The sequence below is a fragment of the Terriglobales bacterium genome (assembly GCA_035937135.1).
GTDB lineage: Bacteria > Acidobacteriota > Terriglobia > Terriglobales > Acidobacteriaceae > DASYVL01.
Window position 1 is genome coordinate 1 of sequence record DASYVL010000058.1, and the last position, 1,726, is coordinate 1,726.

At 68.4% G+C, this 1,726-nt stretch carries 3 protein-coding genes; all 3 read left to right on the forward strand.

Going from position 1 to position 1,726, the window contains the following annotated elements; translation table 11 throughout:
- Window positions 1–885 (forward strand): ABC transporter substrate-binding protein (locus tag VGQ94_03800; protein HEV2021631.1); only part of this gene is annotated, 885 nt, incomplete at its 5' end.
- A complete protein-coding gene (locus VGQ94_03805; protein ID HEV2021632.1) occupies window positions 882–1,430 on the forward strand; it encodes a hypothetical protein in 549 nt (182 codons plus the stop codon). The genes VGQ94_03800 and VGQ94_03805, both read left to right, overlap by 4 nt.
- 28 nt (window positions 1,431–1,458) lie before the next feature.
- Window positions 1,459–1,726 (forward strand): YmdB family metallophosphoesterase (locus VGQ94_03810; GenBank protein HEV2021633.1); only part of this gene is annotated, 268 nt, incomplete at its 3' end.

Consider the following 1,726-nt stretch of genomic DNA (forward strand, 5'->3'; position numbering starts at 1 on the left):
GCGGTGGTGCCGGATGCGACCACGCGGGCCCTGGAGCTGCGCAAGGGCAGCGCCGATTTGGCCATCAACGCCCTGCCCGCGGACACCGTGGCGGAGCTGCGCAGCGAGGGGCGGCTCGCGGTCGAGCAATCACCGGGGACCATCTACGCCTACCTGGCCTTCAACCTGCGCGACCCGCAACTCAAGGACGCGCGCGTGCGCCGGGCGCTAGCCTATGCCATCGATCGCCGTCCCCTGCTCGAGTACCTGTGGCGGGGCATGGCGCGCCCGGCCGAGAGCGTGCTGCCGCCGGAGCACTGGGCCTTCGCGTCCGACCTGCCGCCACAGTCGTATGACCCGAAGGCCGCGATGCGCCTGCTCTCCGAGGCGGGCTACGCGCCCGGCGCGGACGGCGTCCGCCTGCATATGACCATGAAGACCTCGACGGAAGAATCCTCGCGGCTGATGGCGGCGGTGCTGCAGCAGCAGCTGCGGGAGGTGGGCATCGCGCTCGACATCCGCAGCTATGAGTTCGGTACCTTTTATTCGGACGTGGTCCACGGCTCCTTCCAGATGTACTCGCTGCGGTGGATCGGTGGCAACGAGGACCCGGACATCTTCGAGCACGTCTTCCACTCCGCCAGCTTCCCGCCCAAGCGCGCCAACCGCAGCTACTACTCCAACCCGCGGGTGGACGAGCTCATCGACCAGGCGAGGCGCGAAACCGACGAGGCCAAACGCAAGCCGCTCTACGCCGAGGTGCAGCGCATCGTCGCCCAAGACCTGCCCTACATCAACCTGTGGTACATGGACAACGTGCTGGTGCACTCGCGCCGGGTGCGCAACCTGAAGCTCTCGCCCTCGGGCAACTACGACTTCCTGAAGACGGCGGAGCTCGGGCCGTGAAGCTGGAAGAGCTGATACCCCGCGCCGACGTAGCCGCCCGCTACGGGACGCGGGTCCAGGCGTCGCTCGAGCAAACGCGGGAGGCGCTGCGGGGCGCCGACTTCTCCCAGATGCCGCTGACCCGGGTGCTGATGGGCCTGCGCAAGCTGGGCTGGTCGCGGCGAAAGGCAGCGCAGGCGGGCTCCCAGGAAGAGCGCTTGCGCGCGGCCGGCTTCATCCGCATCCCCACGGGTTCGGAGGACGAGGTGCTGCTCGGAGTGGTGGGCCGCTTCTGGAGGCTGGACAGCGGCACCCTGGGCGGGCTCACGACCGAGGAGATCATCGCCTTCGAGCGCGACGGCTACGCCAAGGCGATGTGGAACTTCACGCTGGAGCGCGAGTCCGACTCCGTCACCCGCCTGGCCACGGAGACCCGCGTAGTGGTGTATGGCAGCGCAGCGCGCCGCAAGTTTCGCGCTTACTGGCTGCTGGTGGGGCCGTTTTCCGGGCTGATCCGCAGGGAAATGCTGCGCCTGGTGCGCCGCAGGGCCGAGGCCGCAGGCTGAGGCCGCGTGCTACCATCGAAGCCGAGCTATGCGCATCCTCTTTATTGGCGACATCTTCGGCAGTCCGGGGCGCGGCATCGTGCGCGACCACCTGGCGGACATCGTCTCCGGGCAGAAGATCGACCTGGTGATCGCCAACGCCGAGAACGCCGCCGGGGGCTTCGGGGTGACGCCCTCGATTGCCGAGGAGCTGCTGGAGCTGGGCATCGAGGTGCTCACCACCGGCAACCACGTGTGGGACAAGAAGGAGATCATCGACTACATGCGTTCGGCGGATGGCGACGCCAAGAGCGCGG